Source organism: Bordetella genomosp. 11 (genome assembly GCF_002261215.1).
Classification (GTDB): domain Bacteria; phylum Pseudomonadota; class Gammaproteobacteria; order Burkholderiales; family Burkholderiaceae_B; genus Bordetella_C.
This window is the reverse complement of sequence record NZ_NEVS01000004.1, coordinates 3968828-3985593: the sequence shown is the minus strand read 5'-3', so window position 1 is coordinate 3985593 and position 16766 is coordinate 3968828. Positions and strand designations below refer to the sequence as shown.

Here is a 16766-nt window from a genome sequence, read left to right as displayed (position 1 = left end):
TCGGCTACCCGTTCAGGAGCGGTAGTCCGCGTTGATGCTGACATACTCGTGCGAGAAGTCGCAGGTATAGACGGTGTCGGCAACCTGCCCGCGGCCCAGCGCGATGCGCACGAGGATTTCGGCCTGCTTCATGACGCGCTGGCCGTCTTCCTCGCGGTAGTCGGGATTGCGGCCGCCCTGCGTGGCCACCAGCACGTCGTCCAGCCACAGGCGCAGGCGGCCGACGTCCAGGTCGTCGATGCCGGCATAGCCGACGGCGGCCAGGATGCGGCCCAGGTTGGGGTCCGACGCGTAGAAGGCCGTCTTGACCAGCGGCGAATGGGCGACGGCATAGGCGACCTTCAAGGCTTCGTCGGTGTTGCCGGCTTCTTCCACGCGGATGGTGATGAACTTGGTGGCGCCTTCGGCGTCGCGGACGATCTTCTGCGCCAGTTCGGCGGCCGCGTCGCCGAGCGCGCTGGCCAGTTCGGCGTAGTGCGGGTCGCTTTCGCTTTCCACGCGCAGGCCGGACTTGCCGGTGGCGATGACGATGAAAGAGTCATTGGTCGAGGTATCGCCGTCCACCGTAATGCGGTTGAAGGACCGGTCGGCGATCTGGCGCGTCAGTTTTTCCAGCAGCGGCCGGGCGATGCCGGCGTCGGTGGCCAGGAAGCCCAGCATGGTGGCCATGTTGGGCCGGATCATGCCGGCCCCCTTGCTGATGCCGGTAAAGGTAACGGTGTGGCCGCCGATGGTCTTGCGCGCCGACGAGATCTTCGGCAGCGTGTCCGTGGTCATGATGCCGTGCGCGGCATTCATCCAGTTGTCCGGCGCCAGCGTGGCGATGGCCTGGGGCAGGCCGGCCACGAGGCGGTCCACCGGCAGCGGCTCCAGGATGACGCCCGTGGAAAAGGGCAGGATCTGGGTGGGCCTGACCTTCAGCAGGCCGGCCAGGGCGGTGCAGGTGGCCTGGGTCCGCGCCAGGCCGTCCGCGCCCGTGCCGGCGTTGGCGTTGCCGGTGTTGATCACCAGCGCCGCGATGGCGTCGCCGCCCGCCAGATGGCTTTCGCATACCTGGACCGGCGCGGCGCGGAAGCGGTTGCGCGTGAAAACGCCGGCCACGGTCGCGCCCTCGGCCAGGCGGAACACCGTCAGATCCCGTCGCCCCGCCTTGCGGATGCCGGCTTCGGCGACGCCGATGTCGACGCCGGATACGGGGAAAATTTCGGATTCGGAGGGGATCTTCAGGTTGACGGCCATGGGCGGAGTCTCTGTGGCGGCCCGATGCGACGGGCTGGCGTGGGCGAATCGCCGTCCGTACGGAACGGCGGTGGCAAAGGCGCCTATTATCCCAGCGTTTTGGCCTAGGGCCTGTTAACGCTAGAAGGAGCCTCGCACTGGCCGAGTCCGGGGCGGCAGACTAGGCGCGGACGACGCGGCGTGGTTAATCCACGTGTGGAGTCCGTAACGACGTATGCCGCCCCGGACTCGGCCAGCCCGAAGGGTGAGTACGCAAACCGGCGCCTGGCCGCGTTACGAATGCTCGCCGTGGCATCACCACGACTGCGCTTCGTGCCTTGCCATCCACCGGTTTGCGTACTCATGCGAGGCTCCTTCTAGCGTTAACAGGCCCTAGGGCGTGGTGCCGATGGACGCGACGTCCAGGACGCCGGCGGCGCGGTTGCTCATGACGCCGCGCACGCTGCCATCGGGCGACTGCAGGACCGATTGCCCGGAGGGCACGTCGTCGCCGTCGTTGCGGCCGGCGGAACGGCCGCGCGACGGACTGAAAACCAGATCGCCCGGTTTGGCGCCGGCGACCGTGGCGCTGGCCGTCGCCACCCGCGTGCCGGCCGGGTAGGTCATGGGGCCCAGGGTGTATTCCTTGCCCAGGCTGCCCTCGAACCACAGCAGCTTGCGGGCGCGGTCCAGCCGCAGGTCCGCCTTCAGCAGCGGCATGCCGGCCACCATGGAAGGTTCGCTGCCGTCGGTGCGCAACAGCCAGCCGTCCACATGCTGGAAATCCGTGGCCGGGCGCGGCCCGTGGCGCAGCGCGACCCAGGTGCCCGCCGGCAGCGGCTGCCCATCCACCGTGTTGCCCGCCGCCAGGTGGCAGCTGCTGAAGCGCAGCGCGCCGTTGTCGTCGGCCTTGAATTCCACTTTGTGGCCGCGCGTGCAGCGCCAGCCGTCGGCGCTTTCGTCTTCCGGCAGGGCGCCCGACGCGCCGGTGGCGCGGAATTCCCGCACGCCGGATTGAGCCAGGTAGCGTTCCAGGCTGTTGACCGGGATGCCGCCGACCGGAACGGGACGGGGGAAATACGCCATCTCGAAGGTGTCCGGCCGACCGGGCAGGCGGACCAGCAGCCGCGTGCCCGCCGGCATGTCGATGCCCGCCAGCGTCCGGGAAGCGTCCAGGACCAGGGTATGGGCCGCCTGGTCGGCGGCGGCCTGGCGGGTATCGAACCAGTGCAGGGCCAGGCGGGCCGGGAAGATGCCGCCGACGATGGCCAGGGCCAGCATGGCGACGGCGTTGCTGCGCGGGCGGGCGCGCAGGCGGGTCCGGGCCAGCCGGTTGGTGCACAGCACGGCGATCCAGGTCAGCAGCGTGGCCAGGCACACCAGCGAAACCGCCAGCATGGGGTAGAAGTTGCCGCCGGGCAGCGCGACCGGGATCATCGGGGTTCTGACGGATCGTTGAAGAAATCAGCGCGCCTGCGCGCGACTGGCCACGACCTGCAGTTTAAGCTCTCCCAGGGTTTGAAAGAGTGCGTTGCGGCTGCTTTCCGGCAAACCCGACAACAATTCCTTCACCCAGGCCTCGTGGGCGCGCGCCATCCGGGCGAAAGTCTTGCGTCCCTGCGGGGTCAGCCTGATCAGCGAGGTGCGCCGGTCCGACGCGACCTTGGTGCGCGTGACCAGGCCTTCCTTTTCCAGCTGATCGGTGATGCCGGTGATGTTGCCGTTGGTCACCATCATATGGCGCGACAGTTCGCCCATCTTCATGCCCTTGGGCGCGCGTTGCAATTGCGCCATCAGGTCGAAGCGCGGCAGCGTGGTATCGAATTCGGAGCGCAGGCGGCCGCGGATTTCGGCTTCCACCAGATTTGCGCATGTCAGCAGGCGCAGCCACAGGCGCAGCGCGTGATGGTCGTCCGGCGCGGCCCGCGATTCCAGGTCGGGCGGCTGCGTCATGGCTGCCGCCCGCCGGCCGGGGCCGATGTGCCGGGATGCCCGTCGCCGGCGCCGCCGTCCGGATGCAGTCCCATCTGCGCGAAGATGGCGCGCGTGATGGGCGCGTCGGGGTCGTTCAGCCGCAGCACGATATCGAAATGGTTGCTGCCCGGCATCGGCACATAGCGGGCATCGCCGCCGCGGGCGCGCAGCGCATCCACGTAGTCGCGCGTTTGCCGTTTGAATTCGTCGGTCTCGTTTGCGCCATGGCTGGCGACGACGGGCGGGGGCGTGGCGGGCAGGTGCAGCATCGGGCTGTTGCGCGCGGCCGATTCCGGCGTCAGGCGCATCCATTCGTTGATGTGCGTGTGCACCAGCGGCGTCAGGTCGAACAGGCCCGACAAGGGCGCAGCGCCGCGGACGATATCGGCCGGCACGCCGTAGCGCGCCTGCCAGTCGTCCGTCAGCAGCATGCCGGCCAGATGACCGCCCGCCGAGCTGCCGCCGACGTGGATGCGCGCCGGGTCGCCGCCATGCGCGGCGATGTTCCGGTGCAGCCACGCCATGGCGCGGCGGATCTGGTCCACGATGCGGTCCAGCGTGACCGCCGGCGCCAGGGAATAATTCACCGCGACCAGCACCGCGCCGGCGCGCGTGAACACGGGCGCCATGGCGCTGGAATCGTCCTTGGACAGCAGGCGCCAGTAGCCGCCGTGCAGGAACACGAACACCGGCGCGGCGCCGGGGCGGGCCGATGGGAAAATATCCAGCGTTTCGTCGGCGTGATCGCCGTAGGCCACGTCGGCCACGCAGGGCAGCGTCTGGCGCGCATGCCGGCTTTGTTCGGCATACTGGCGCATGATGTCGCTGAAATCGGGTGCGGTGGCGCGTGCGTTGTATTGGATATCCAGCGCGGCGCGATCGTAGTCGCGATAGAGGGGTGCCATGGGGATATTGGTAAAAACCCTAGACTTGTTCCGCGCATTACTTTAAACCTAAACTATGTCGGACGCCAGCGCGCAGGGGGGAATCTAGGCGCTGGCGGTCCGTGGAACCGCATCTCACACATTCAAGAACCGGCCGGCGCGGCTCGCGCCAGGAGCATCGCATGCGTTTCATCCCGTCTCTCATCGCGGCCGCCGCGCTGCTGCCCGGCATTGCCGCGGCGGACACCATCAAGGTCGGCATCGCCAACGATATTTCCGGACCGTTCTCGGCCCTGGGCGCCGAAGCCCGCGATGGGTTCAACCTGGCCATCAAGCAACTGGGCAACAAGCTGGGCGGCCAGCCCGCCGAGTTCCTGCAGACGGACATGGGCGGCAATCCCGACCAGGCGCGGCAACTGGTCACGCGCTATATCCAGCGCGAAAAGATCGATTTCTTCACCGGCCCCATCGGATCGAACGTGGCGCTGGCGGTCGGCCCCGCGCTATTCGCCGCCAAGGTCCCGTACCTGTCGAACAATCCCGGTCCCAGCCAGTATGCCGGCGAGCAATGCAACACCTACTGGTTCGGCACGGCGTACCAGAACGATGCCTTCCATGAGGTGGCGGGCAAAATGGCGGCCGACCGCGGCTACAAGAAGATGCTGATCATCGCGCCGGACTATCCGGCCGGGCGCGACGCGCTGACCGGCTTCAAGCGCGGCTACAAGTCGCCGGTGGCCGAGGAAATCTATACCAAGCTGGGCCAACTGGACTATGCCGCGGAGCTCGCGCAGATACGCGCCGCCAAGCCGGATGCCGTGTATATCTTCCTGCCCGGCGGCATGGGCATCAATTTCATCAAGCAATTCGTCGGCGCCGGGCTGAAGGGCGGAATCGCGCTGGTGGGGCCGGGGTTCTCCGCCGACGAGGACGTGATCCAGGCCGTCGGCGCCGACATGATCGGCATGTACAACACGGCGCAATGGGCGCATGACCTGGACGTGCCGGCCAACAAGGACTTCGTGGCCGCCTTCCGCAAGGAATACAACGGCCGCTATCCGTCGCTGTACGCGGCGCAGGCCTATGACGCGATCATGGCCATGGACGCGGCCGTCAGGCAGAGCGGCGGCAAGGCCAGCGACCGCCAGGCCATCGTGGCCGCCCTGTCCAAGGCCGACTTCACGTCGGTGCGGGGCAAGTTCACCTACGGCGCCAACCACTATCCCATCCAGGCCTACTACGTGCGCGTGGTCGACAAGGACGGCAGCGGCCGCGTGACCAACAAGCTGGTGGGCAAGGCGGTCGATCACTACCAAGACGTCTACGTCGGCCAGTGCAAACTCTGACCGCGCCATGGGATACACGCTCGTCCTGGAGCAATTGCTCAACGGACTGCAATTCGGCCTGATGTTGTTCCTGATCGCCGCCGGCCTGACCCTGGTCTTCGGCGTGATGGACATCCTGAACCTGGCGCACGGTTCGCTGTACATGGCGGGCGCCTACGTGGCGGCCGAAACCATGCAGCGCACCGGTTCCTTCCTGGCCGCCGTGTGCGTGGCGGCGCTGGCCACCGGAGCCATCGGCGCCGTGCTGGAGCTGGTGTTGATCCGCCGCCTGGCGGTGCGCGACCATCTGGCGCAGGTCCTGGGCACGTACGCGGTCATCCTGATCGCGGGAGACCTCGTCAAAATGATCTGGGGACCGGCGCCGGTCATGCTGGCCACGCCGGCGGCCCTGAGCGGACCCGTGCGCCTGTTGCCGGACCTGATGTATTCCTCGTATCGCCTGATGATCATCGTCGCCGGCCTGCTGGTGGCGCTTGGCCTCTATCTGTTCGTGACGCGCACCCGCGCCGGGGTGCTGGTGCGCGCGGGCGCATCGAACCGGCAGATGGCCACCCGCATGGGCGTGCGCGTGCCGCTGTTGTTCCTGGGCGTCTTCTGCCTGGGCGCGATGCTGGCCGCGGTGGCCGGCGCGCTGCTGGGGCCGCTGACGGCGGTGCAGGTCGGCATGGGGGAAGACATCCTGATCCTCGTCCTGGTGTGCATCGTGATCGGCGGCATCGGCTCCATACGAGGCGCCTTCGTCGGCGCGCTGCTGGTCGGCATGGTCGATACCGCCGGCCGTGCCTTCCTGCCGCTATTGCTGCGCCAGGTTTTCGCGCCGTCGGTGGCCGGGAGCGTCGGCCCCACGCTGGCGGCCTTGTCCATCTACATCCTGATGGCGGCGGTGCTGGTGTTCCGTCCCGCCGGCCTGTTTCCCGCGCGCGGCTGACCATGCGACGTACAACGATGTGGACGATGGTGGGAGTGGCCGCGCTGGCGCTGTTCCCGTTGGTCGCGCCCTTCATGGGCCTGGACTTCTATATCTCGTTCGTGCGACGGGTACTGATCTTCGCGCTGGCGGCCGCGGGCCTGAACTTGGTGCTGGGCTACGGCGGCATGGTCGCGCTGGGGCATGCGGCCTTCTTCGGCGCGGGGGCCTACGCGGCGGCGATACTGGGCGTGGCGGGCGTGCGGTCGGCGTTCATCGTGTGGCCCGCGGCGGCGGCACTGGCCGGGCTGCTGGCCTGGATCACCGGTGCGATATCGCTGCGCACGCGCGGCGTCTACTTCATCATGATCACGCTGGCCTTCGCGCAGATGCTGTATTACGTCTTCATTTCGCTGCGCCAGTATGGCGGCGAGGACGGCCTGAACCTGCCCGGGCCGGCCGCCTTGCCCGGCATCGATCTTGGCGCCGATGTGCCGTTCTACTACGTGGTGCTTCTGGTGTTCGTGCTGCTGTCGGCGGGCTTGAACCGGTTGACCGCTTCGCGCTTCGGCGCCGCGCTGCAAGGCGTGCGCGAAAACGAATCGCGCATGGTGGCGCTGGGTTATCCCGTCTACCGGATCAAGCTCGCGGCTTTTGTCGTCGGTGCCGCGGTGGCCGGGCTGGCGGGGGCGCTGCTGGCCAATAACAATCTGTTCGTGTCGCCGAACCTGATGCATTGGACACAGTCGGCGAACCTGCTGATCATGGTGCTGGTCGGCGGCATGGGGTTGCGCTATGGCGGCCTGGCGGGCGCGGCGCTGATGCTGACGCTGGAAGAAGTCCTGCGCATGTGGACCGAGTACTGGCATCTGCCGCTGGGGCTGGTGTTGCTGCTGGTGGTATTCGGCGCGCCACGAGGGCTGGCCGGGCTGGCGGCCCCGTGGTTCGCGGGCAAACCGCGAGACGAAGACCTTACCGGCATGCCGGCCACGGCGCCGGCAGCGGCCGCGCGGCCCGCCCGGGCTACGGTGCCCGCTTCATCCGCGGCGCCCGCGGCGGCGGCGCCATCGGCCTCGACCCAGTCCCCGGCGCTGAGCGCGCAAACGCTGGTCAAGCGATTCGGCGCCCTGGTGGCGACCGACAGCCTGTCCCTGACGCTGATGCCCGGAGAAATCCATGCCGTCATCGGGCCCAACGGCGCGGGCAAGTCGACCCTGATCCATCTGCTTGCCGGCACGCTGCCGGCCGATGCCGGCAGGCTGCGACTGAACGACGCCGACATCACGCATCTGGCCGCGCATCAGCGCGTCGCCGCCGGCCTCTCCCGGTCCTATCAGATCACCAATATATTCAAGCGCCTGTCCGTGCGCGACAACCTGATGCTGGCCGTTCAGGCGCACGACGGCGGCGGCCTGGGCTGCTGGAGCCCGCGCAGCGCCGATCGCCCCCTGTATCACGCCGCCCACGCGCTGGCGCGGGAATGCGGCCTGGACGAAGAGCAACTGGCCCGCCGTGCCGATACCCTGCCGCATGGCGAGCAGCGCAAACTGGAGTTCGCGCTGGCGCTGGCCGCGCGGCCCAGTGTGCTGCTGCTGGACGAACCCATGGCCGGAATGGGACCGGACGAAACCGCGCGGCTGGCCGACCTGATCGAATCGATGCGCGGGCGCGCCGCCATGCTGCTGGTCGAACACGATATGGAAGCCGTATTCCGTCTGGCCGACCGCATCTCGGTGCTGGTCTATGGACGGATCATCGCCACGGGCACCCCAGAGGAAATCCGCAATGACGCGGCGGTGCGCCAGGCCTATCTTGGGGACGAGATGGACGCAAGTCCGCTCGCGACGACATGAGCGAGGGCGTGGACGGCGCGATGCTCCATCTGCAAGGCGTGCAAAGCGGCTACGGCGCCAGCCAGGTGCTGTTCGGCGTCGACATGTCCGTCAACGCCGGAGAAGTGGTCACCCTGCTGGGCCGCAACGGTATGGGCAAGACCACCTTGCTGCGCACGCTGTTCGGCGAGTTGCCCCTGAAGGCGGGGGGCATCCGCTTCGACGGGCGCGAGATCGGCGGCTGGGCGACCGACCGCATCGCGCGCGCCGGGATCGCCATCGTCCCGGAAGGGCGCCAGTGCTTTCCCAATCTGACCGTGCGCGAGCACCTGACCGCTTTCGCCACGACCCGGCACGGCGCCGTCCCGGGCGCCGCGCCATGGACGCCCGAACGCGTTTGCGAGCTCTTTCCCCGCCTGGCCGAGCGCGCCGGCAATATGGGCAACCAGCTGTCCGGCGGCGAGCAGCAGATGCTTGCCATCGGCCGCGCGCTGGTGACCAACCCGCGCCTGCTCATTCTGGACGAGGCGACCGAAGGACTGGCACCCAAGGTGCGCGAGGAAATCTGGGCCTGCCTGGCGCGCCTGCGGGCGGCCGGACAGACCATCCTGGTGATCGACAAATATGTCGAGCGGTTGCTGGCCCTGGCCGACCGCCACATCATCCTGGAGCGGGGACGCATCGTATGGACGGGCGATTCGCGCCAGCTGGACGCCGACCGCGGGCTGTGGAGCCGCTACCTGGGCGTGTGAGGGCCCCCTGCCACCCGGGCCTTCAGGCCGGCGCCGGTGGGGCAAATTTTCGAAATAAACGCGCTCGCCATCGTATTGTTGCGCCGCAGCGCCGGGCGGATGTGCCCGAAGCCGCTTGGAGCAGCCAATTTTGCCTCGTTTTCAAGGGTAATCCGGTGGATACGCCCCTCTACACTTACAGTCGACCGTACGTGGTCCAACGCGCGGCTGCGGCGCCGGTCGGATACCAGAGCCGTCTTGATTGCCCGGGGGCACCCGCGGCCTGGTAGGGGATAGGAATTCATGGCGAAGTTAGGTTTGCGGGCGAAATCGCTGCTCGCGCTGGTGCTGGCATGCCTGCTGGCGCTGATTCCCACCGCATTGCTCGGTTGGCACGCCATGGAGCAGGTGCGCGAGCATTTCGGCCGCGCCTATGCCGACAACTTCGCGCTGCTTAGCCGCCAGCGCATTCTGGCCCCGGTTGCACGCGAGCTTGCGCTGTCGCAGCGGCTGGCCCAGTCGCAACTGGCCATCGATTGGATGCGGGACGAAAACAACGCCGACAAGCGCGACCGCTTCTTCAAGGAAGCGGAAGGCTACCGCGCCGCGCTGCGTTCCCATGCCTACTTCCTGATCAACGCCGCCAGCGGCAAATATTACTTCAACGAGGCGGGCAAACCGTTTTCCGACGCGCCGCGCTACCAGCTGCATCCCGGCGACCCGGAAGACCGCTGGTTCTACGACAGCCTGCGGTCCAGCGCGGACTACAACATCAACGTCAATCCCGACGGCAAGCTCAAGCTTACCCGGGTCTGGTTCAATGTGATCGTGCGCGACCAGGGCAAGCCCCTGGCCATCGGCGGCGCCAGCCTGGACCTGAGCGACTTCCTGCATGAATTCGTCGGCAGCGGCGAACCCGGCGTCACGCCCATCATCATCGACGAAAAGGGCAGCATCCAGGCGCACCCCGATCCGGCGCTGATCGATTACAACTCCGGCGCCGTCGAGGACGGCAAGCGCGGACGGATATTCACGCTGATCCAGGACGAGGCCGGCCGCGCCGCATTGGCGCAGGCACTGCGCGACGCGCCGAAAACGCCGGACGCCGCGCAGGCGATCTGGGTACGCCTGCAGGGCAAACGCCAGCTGATGTCGGTGTCGTATGTGCCGGAGCTGCACTGGTATGTGCTGGCTGCCGTCGACCTGCACGCGGCGCGCATCGTCGATACCGCCGGCCTGTGGCCGGCCGCCGCGGCCGTGGTGCTGCTGATCTGCGGCCTGCTGGCCGCCTTCGGCTACGCGGTCAACCGCCTGGTGCTGCGGCCGATACGCAAACTGCAGCAGTCGGCGCGCGCCATCGCGGATGGCCGCTACGATGTGGGCCTGCCCAAGGGCGGTGCCGACGAAATCGGCGATCTCAGCCGGGCCTTCGGCGTGATGGCGGAAAAGGTTCGAACCCATACCCAGGAGCTCGAAAGCAAGGTGCGCGAGCGCACGCGCGCGCTGGAAGCCGCCAACCTGGCCATGGCCAGCGCCAACAAGAAGATCGGCGACTCCATCGACTATGCCAGCCTGATCCAGCAGGCCATCCTGCCGCGCCGCCAGATGGCGCAGTCGCTGGGAACGCATCACTTCGTCATGTGGAAACCCCGCGATGTGGTGGGTGGCGATTTCTATGTCTTCCGCGCCGATGGCGATAACTGCCTGCTGGGCGTGATGGACTGCGCGGGGCATGGCGTGCCGGGCGCGCTGATGACGATGCTGGTGCGGGCCGCCGTGGACGTGGCCATTGCCGAGACCGGGCCGTCGGATCCGGCCGCCATCCTGGCGCGTACCGACGCCGCCATCCGGGCGATGCTGGCCGATATGCAGGTACCGCACGCCCTGGCGACCAACACCGACGCCGGTCTGGTCTATATTGACCGCGCATCCGGTAAGCTGCTGTTCGCCGGCGCCAAGATTTCGCTGTACGAAACCGACGGCGTGGACTGCCGCGAGCATCGCGGCGCGCGCCGGGCGCTGGGCGACAAGCGCCAGGGCGAGTACGCCAACCTGACCTTGCCCCTGGCCGCGGGCATGACGTTCTACCTGAGTACCGATGGCTTCCTGGACCAGGCGGGCGGCGACCACGGCTTCGGATTCGGCAGCACACGCTTCACCCGCACACTGATAGAGATGGCGCGGCTGCCGCTGGGCGCCCAGGCCGAGGCATTGGACAGGGTCCTGGAGGAATACCGAGGCGACTTGCCGCAGCGCGACGACATCACCATACTTTCCTTTCGCTTCGAATAACTTTCCAGACCCACATCCATGAAAGCATCGGACCTTTACGCGCTGCGGGAGCGATTCAACCAGGACCGCACGCTGCTTTGCTTCAACGGGCCCATCTCCCGCAGCCTTATCGAGGAGATCGGCAACGCGCTGAAGAACTACCTGGAAACCCAGATGGCGCGTCCCGCGGAAGCCATGGACGTGTTCTCGGCCTATATCGAGATGACGCAGAACATCCGCCAGTACGCCATGCAGCAGGGCTACGGCGATGCCGACGCGGCGGCCACCGTCGTGATCGCCCGCGACGAGCAGGGACGCTATACCGTCAGCGCGGGCAATCGCGTCGAGCTGGCCGATGGCGAACGCCTGGTCGAACGCGTGCGCGAGCTGGCGGCGATGGACAAGGCCGAACTGAAGGCGGCCTACAAAACGCAGTTGCGCCAGCCGCGCGATCCGTCCGCCTCCACCGGCGCCGGCCTTGGCCTGATAGACCTGGCGCGCCGCGCCAGTGCCGGCATCGAGGCCTCGCTCAGCGCGCACGGCGACGGCCGTGGTTTTTTCAGCCTGAGCGTAGTCATCTGATCCGTATTGCTCTCGAGCAACAACCAAAATGAAAGAACTCAATATCCCCGCCTCCCAATCGACGCCGGCCATCGTGACCGACCGCTCGAAGGGAAGCCTGCACCTGAGTGGCGACTCCTATCCCGAGAACTCCTTCGAGTTGTTCGGGCCGGTTATCCAGTGGGTGGACGACTACCTGGCCTCCACCCGCCAGGCGCTGTCCGTCATCCTGGAGCTGCAGTATCTGAACACCAGCAGCGTCAAGGCCGTCATGGACATCTTCGACCTGCTCGAAGCGGCGCACGGAGACGGCCACGACGTGGCGGTGACCTGGTACTACGACAGCCGCAACGAACGCGTCGGCGAACTGGCCGAAGAGTTCAAGGAAGACTGTACCTTCCCCTTTACGGTCGTCGGCCGCTGATGAAAAAGAAGCGCTACCAGGATCTCGAGGCGCGCATCCAGTCCATGCTGGATGAGCCCGGCTACGCGGATCACCCGCTGCGCGGCGTGCTCGATGAACTCTGGCAGCACACCAACGAGCAGTTGGAACGCATCGAGCGCATTTCATATCTGTCGGATGCCTTCCAGATGATGGCGCGACAGCGCGAACTGGGCCTGGTGGCGCGCTACGACCGCGAGCTGAAGCGCCTGGCCAAGCTGGTGCGCATCTCCGACGGCTACCAGGAAATGATGCGCGACATGAATGCCGCGCTGAAGGAATCCTCGATCCGCGATCCGCTGACCAATCTGCTGAATCGCCGGGCGCTGATGGAGCGCATGAAGGAACTGTCCCTTGCCGCGGAAGCGGACCAGCCGGCCTTCGTCGTGGCCATGCTGGACGTCGACCATTTCAAGCGCATCAACGACCGCTACGGCCACGATGCCGGCGATCGCGCCTTGACGCGGCTGGCCGACATCATGCGTTGCTCCGTGCGCGATAGCGATGACGTGGCGCGCTGGGGCGGCGAGGAATTCCTGGTGCTGTTGCCCAATATCAGCCTGGAGGAAGGCGAGGCCGTCATCGACCGCATCCTGGCGGGCGTGCGCGGCAATGCCATCGAAGTCGAGGGCGAGCAACTGCTGCTGACCGTCAGCGTCGGCATGGCCCTGCATCGCAACGGCGAAAGCGTTTCCACCACCCTGAGCCGCGCGGACCGCGCCCTGTACCTGGCCAAGCAGGCCGGTCGCGACCGTGTCGCGCTGGAGCGGCGCCCGGCGCTTTAGCCGTGAAGGTCCGATAAGGCCCAGGTACGCGCCTGTTCGCGCGGATGGGTCGCTATCATATCGGGCTCTCCAAAAGCTGCCATCGCCGCCGAATGATCCCGCCACCCGACCCGGGCGTCCTGCACACGCCACGACTTCGCTTACGCCTGTGGCGCGACGAAGACCTGGCCCCCTATGTCGCGCTCAACGCCGACCCCCGCGTTACGGAATTCCTGCCAGGCCCCGTTTCGCCAGAGATGGCGCGACGTTTCTTCGAGATGCAAAACGCGCTTTATGCGCGGGACAAATGCTGTTATTTCGCCGCGGAACTCACGTCTTCGGGAGCACTCCTCGGCTTTATCGGCTTGAAGTACCAGGATTTCGCGGTGCCGTTCGCGCCATGTTTCGAGATCGGCTGGCGCCTGGACGCCCGGTACTGGGGGCAGGGGCTGGCCAGCGAAGGCGCGCGCGAGGTGCTCGCCTACGGGTTCAATGAGCTGGGGCTGGACGAGATCGTGTCCTTCACCGTTCCCGCGAACGAAAGATCGCGCCGCGTCATGGCTCGGATCGGCATGACGCGCGACCCGGCCGGTGATTTCTCGCATCCTGCCTTGCCGGCCGGGCATCCCCTGGCGCAACATGTCCTGTATCGCTTGAGCCGCCGCACGGCGGCATTGTCGAATGGGTCCGCGCCAGGGGGCCGTCAGGCCAGCACGACCTCCACGCCGGCGCCGCGCCAGCGCCGCAGTTCTTCTTCGACACCGGTGTCCGCGTGCGCGTTGGTAACGATGCGGCTGACGTCCTGAGGGCTGGCATAGCGAACCCGGCTGACCAGGCCGATCTTGCCGTGGTCGGCCAGCAGTACCCGTTCCCTGGCCTGCGCTGCCATCGCTTGCGCGATCGCGGCTTCGTGATGGGCGTAGCTGGTGGCCCCATGGATGGCGCTGAGTCCCACCGGCGATAGCAGGGCCAGGTCCGCATGGTAGCGGCCGATTTCGTTGATGGTGCCGCTGCCGTAGGTCGCCGGTACATCGCCGTGCGGGGTTCCGCCCAGCAGGATGACTTCATGGCGCGGCGCGGCGCCCGGGCCGGTCCGTTCCGAGAGCGTCATGGCGATGCCGAGCGAGTTCGTGATGACGGTCAGGCCGGCCAGGCCGCACAGCGCTTCAGCCAGGTAGCCGGTGGTGGTGCCGGCGTCCAGCAGGATGACCTGTCCCGGCGCCAGCATCGGCAGTACGGCGCGGGCGATGGCCCGCTTTTCGCGGGCGCGCAGGTGCTGGCGCTGGGCGTAGGGCGGCTCGGCGTGAGCCGCCGTCGTCACCACACCGCCATGCACGCGCCGCAGGGCGCCCTGGGCTTCGAGTTCCAGGATGTCGCGGCGCACCGTTTCGCGCGAAACCGAGAGTTCCCGCGCCAGTCGCTCGGTGCTCATGCGCGCATAGGCGCCGAGCAGGGCCTGGATGCGGGCAATGCGTTCTTCCTGCAGCATGTCGGATCGGGTTGTCGTCGGTTGCGCGAGGGGCCGCGGCGCTGCGCGGCCGCCTCACCCCTTAAAGGTCCTGCATGCCCATCGCGGGATCGCTCAGGCCGTCCTGGCCCGTTTCGACGCGGCCGGCGAAACGGCGCGACCAGCCGGGCTGTCCGGCGCAGGTGGCGACGAAATCGTACCATCGCGCGCTGTCCTTCAGATCCCAGTGCAGGTCCTGGCTGGCGCCCGGGGCCACCGTCAGGTTCCATGGCCCGTCATCGCGGTAGGCCTTGGCCCGCACGGTGATGCGCGCATCCTTGCCGCCGGTATTCAGCGCGGTCAGGTAGACGTTGCCGTTCGCCACGTCATAGCAGACGCGGATCTCCGGCACGGCGGCACCGCTGGCGGCCTGCGCCGACAGGTCGCCGGCAAAGGCGCGGTGGTAGCCGTTCGGCCCCAGTACCCAAAGGTCGTACCGGCCATCGTCCGCGGCGTTGGCGTCCCAGCTGTCGTCCAGCTGCTTGCCGGCCTCGACCGCGTAGCGCCGCGGAATGCGGTCCAGGTGTAGCCGGTCGTAGACGTGGAACACCGCGGCGGCGGAACCCGTATTGGCGAAGATCAAGGTCACCTTGCCGCTGGCCGCATCGGCGCGGGCGCTGGTGTGCAGTTCATAGGGCAGGGCGCGCGACGGCCGGGTGCCGCTGTCCTGGCGCGGCAGGTCCTGTGGCGTGGGCAGCGCGACCTGGCCCAGCGCGTCCTGCGAGATGCGCAGGGTGTCCGCGTCGTTGCGGGTGCGCCTGCCGCCCAGGGTGGGCAGCGGGTTGTCGTTCGGCGTGGCGAAGTTGAAGGCCGAGGTCAGGTCGCCGAAGACGGCGCGGCGATACGGGCTGATCTGGGTTTCCGCCACGCCGAAGCGGGCTTCGAGGAAGCGCAATACGGATGTGTGATCGAACTGCTGCGAGTTCACCCAGCCGCCGCGGCTCCAGGGCGAGATCACATACATGGGCACGCGCGGCCCCGGTCCATAGCAGTCGCCATCGGGTGCGGGCATCGAGGTATTGGGCACCGCGCTGTGCGTGTAGTACTCGTAGGACATGTCGGCGGCGCTCAGCGTCGACTTGCCGGATGTGGTGCCGGACGCGATGTCCAGCGAGGGCGCGCATGGCGGCGGGACGTGATCGAAGAAACCGTCGTTCTCGTCGAAGTTGATCAGCAGCACCGTCTTGGACCAGACCTCCGGATTGGCCGTCAGCGCGTCCAGCACCTCCTGCGTGTACCAGCCGCCCTGCACGGGGCTGGAAGGCCCGGGATGTTCGGAATAGGTTTCCGGCGCGACGATCCACGAGACCTGGGCGAGCTTGCCGTCCAGGATGTCCTGTTTGAACGTGGCGAGGAAGCCGCCGTCCGGCATGGTATTGGCGATGCCCTTGTACAGCGGATTGCCGGCGTCGTCCGTCGCGGGGTTGTAGGGCGGATTGACCGGGACGTCGTGATACACCGGTTTGCCCGAGCGCAGGTTGGCGTCGCGATATTGCTTGAAACCGATGAGCGAGTTGTCGGTGAAGTTGTCGGGCATGTTCTGGTAGACCATCCAGGACACGCCGGCTTGCGTCAATCGCTCCGGGTACGTCATCCAGTCGAAGCCGGTGGTGGCCAGGTCGGTGGTGGTGTCCAGCCCGTCCCAGACATTGTTCACGACCACGCGGCCGGCCGGCGTGTTGGCGCCGTTGGTGCCGGTCCAGAAGAACAGGCGGTTGGTATTGGTGCCGCCATGCAGCGAGCAGAAATACCCGTCGCACACGGTGAAGGCATCGGCCAGCGCGAACTGGAAAGGCGCTTCCTGCTCGGTGAAGTACCCCATGGATTGCTGTTTCTTGAAGCGGGCCCATTGGTACATGCGGCCTTTGTCCCAGGCGTCGCGCGCGTCCGTCCAGCCGTGCGGCGTGCCGCTGACGCGTTGCGCGTTGCCCTGCGTCTGGTCCAGGTGGTAGGGCAGGATGGGCTTGCCGTTGGCATTCAGCTGCTGCCACACGTTCAGGGCGTTGGGCAGCGGAATGGTGAAGCGGTCGCCGAAGCCGCGCACGCCGGCCAGGGTGCCGAAGTAGTTGTCGAACGAGCGGTTCTCCTGCATCAGGATGACGACGTGCTCGACGTCCTTGATCGTGCCCGTGCGGTTGTTCGCCGGGATGGCCAGCGCGCGGCGGATGCTGGGCGGAAACATGCTCAGTGCGGTCAGGGACGCGGTGGCCCCCAGGCTGTTGCGCAGGAACTTGCGTTTGGCGTTGTTGATCATTGTCGGTTCGCGGATGGGTTGTGGCGCGAGGGCCTACGCGGCGGAGGCGATGCCGCCGGGCTGCTATCGGAAAGA

At 67.3% G+C, this 16766-nt stretch carries 15 protein-coding genes and 1 pseudogene; 10 read left to right on the top strand and 6 right to left on the bottom strand.

Annotation, left to right across the window (positions count from 1 at the left end):
* Nucleotides 1-12 precede the first annotated feature (12 nt).
* From argJ to CAL28_RS25515, 4 genes are all read right to left on the bottom strand, one after another.
* Nucleotides 13-1239, bottom strand: coding sequence for a bifunctional glutamate N-acetyltransferase/amino-acid acetyltransferase ArgJ (gene argJ, locus CAL28_RS25530; protein WP_094843909.1), 1227 nt, complete (start codon nucleotides 1237-1239; stop codon nucleotides 13-15).
* A gap of 372 nt (nucleotides 1240-1611) precedes the next feature.
* Nucleotides 1612-2655, bottom strand: coding sequence for a hypothetical protein (locus CAL28_RS25525; protein WP_094843908.1), 1044 nt, complete (start codon nucleotides 2653-2655; stop codon nucleotides 1612-1614).
* A 27-nt stretch (nucleotides 2656-2682) separates the two neighbouring features.
* Nucleotides 2683-3171 carry a MarR family winged helix-turn-helix transcriptional regulator gene (locus CAL28_RS25520; RefSeq protein WP_094843907.1) on the bottom strand — a complete coding sequence of 163 codons (489 nt, stop codon included), beginning with the start codon at nucleotides 3169-3171 and terminating at the stop codon, nucleotides 2683-2685.
* Nucleotides 3168-4097: an alpha/beta hydrolase gene (locus CAL28_RS25515; protein ID WP_094843906.1), complete on the bottom strand. Its 930-nt coding sequence runs from the start codon at nucleotides 4095-4097 to the stop codon at nucleotides 3168-3170. The genes CAL28_RS25520 and CAL28_RS25515 overlap by 4 nt, the downstream gene beginning before the upstream one ends.
* Nucleotides 4098-4258: 161 nt before the next feature.
* On the opposite strand from CAL28_RS25515, the gene CAL28_RS25510 reads away from it, so the two are divergent.
* The 10 genes and pseudogenes from CAL28_RS25510 (at nucleotide 4259) to CAL28_RS25465 (ending at nucleotide 13736) form a co-directional block, all read left to right on the top strand.
* Complete coding sequence (locus CAL28_RS25510) at nucleotides 4259-5422, top strand: ABC transporter substrate-binding protein (protein WP_094843905.1); 1164 nt, start codon at nucleotides 4259-4261, stop codon at nucleotides 5420-5422.
* 7 nt (nucleotides 5423-5429) lie between these two features.
* Nucleotides 5430-6350 carry a branched-chain amino acid ABC transporter permease gene (locus CAL28_RS25505; protein ID WP_094843904.1) on the top strand — a complete coding sequence of 307 codons (921 nt, stop codon included), beginning with the start codon at nucleotides 5430-5432 and terminating at the stop codon, nucleotides 6348-6350.
* 2 nt (nucleotides 6351-6352) lie between these two features.
* Nucleotides 6353-7285, top strand: a pseudogene (locus tag CAL28_RS25500) (branched-chain amino acid ABC transporter permease); the annotation flags it as partial.
* Nucleotides 7286-7357: 72 nt separating this feature from the next.
* Nucleotides 7358-8182, top strand: coding sequence for an ABC transporter ATP-binding protein (locus CAL28_RS25495; protein WP_254926331.1), 825 nt, complete (start codon nucleotides 7358-7360; stop codon nucleotides 8180-8182).
* Nucleotides 8183-8202: 20 nt separating this feature from the next.
* The gene (locus tag CAL28_RS25490; RefSeq protein ID WP_094844862.1) at nucleotides 8203-8913 is read left to right on the top strand and encodes an ABC transporter ATP-binding protein; all 711 of its coding nucleotides are present in this window, start codon (nucleotides 8203-8205) and stop codon (nucleotides 8911-8913) included.
* A 282-nt stretch (nucleotides 8914-9195) separates the two neighbouring features.
* Entirely contained in the window at nucleotides 9196-11184 is a 1989-nt protein-coding gene (gene siaA / locus CAL28_RS25485) for a biofilm regulation protein phosphatase SiaA (RefSeq protein WP_094843903.1), read from the top strand.
* 18 nt (nucleotides 11185-11202) lie between these two features.
* Nucleotides 11203-11745, top strand: a complete 543-nt coding sequence (siaB, locus tag CAL28_RS25480) for a biofilm regulation protein kinase SiaB (protein ID WP_094843902.1) — start codon at nucleotides 11203-11205, stop codon at nucleotides 11743-11745.
* A 28-nt stretch (nucleotides 11746-11773) separates the two neighbouring features.
* Nucleotides 11774-12148: a biofilm regulation phosphoprotein SiaC gene (gene siaC / locus CAL28_RS25475; RefSeq protein ID WP_094843901.1), complete on the top strand. Its 375-nt coding sequence runs from the start codon at nucleotides 11774-11776 to the stop codon at nucleotides 12146-12148.
* Nucleotides 12148-12951: a biofilm regulation diguanylate cyclase SiaD gene (siaD, locus tag CAL28_RS25470; RefSeq protein WP_094843900.1), complete on the top strand. Its 804-nt coding sequence runs from the start codon at nucleotides 12148-12150 to the stop codon at nucleotides 12949-12951. The genes siaC and siaD overlap by 1 nt, the downstream gene beginning before the upstream one ends.
* A 92-nt stretch (nucleotides 12952-13043) precedes the next feature.
* Complete coding sequence (locus CAL28_RS25465) at nucleotides 13044-13736, top strand: GNAT family N-acetyltransferase (protein ID WP_094844861.1); 693 nt, start codon at nucleotides 13044-13046, stop codon at nucleotides 13734-13736.
* Here the strand turns inward: CAL28_RS25465 and CAL28_RS25460 are convergent.
* Together CAL28_RS25460 and CAL28_RS25455 are read right to left on the bottom strand one after the other, a co-directional pair.
* Nucleotides 13634-14419 carry a DeoR/GlpR family DNA-binding transcription regulator gene (locus CAL28_RS25460; protein WP_094843899.1) on the bottom strand — a complete coding sequence of 262 codons (786 nt, stop codon included), beginning with the start codon at nucleotides 14417-14419 and terminating at the stop codon, nucleotides 13634-13636. The genes CAL28_RS25465 and CAL28_RS25460 overlap by 103 nt on opposite strands.
* 61 nt (nucleotides 14420-14480) lie before the next feature.
* The gene (locus CAL28_RS25455) at nucleotides 14481-16691 is read right to left on the bottom strand and encodes a phosphocholine-specific phospholipase C (RefSeq protein ID WP_094843898.1); all 2211 of its coding nucleotides are present in this window, start codon (nucleotides 16689-16691) and stop codon (nucleotides 14481-14483) included.
* Nucleotides 16692-16766 lie beyond the last annotated feature (75 nt).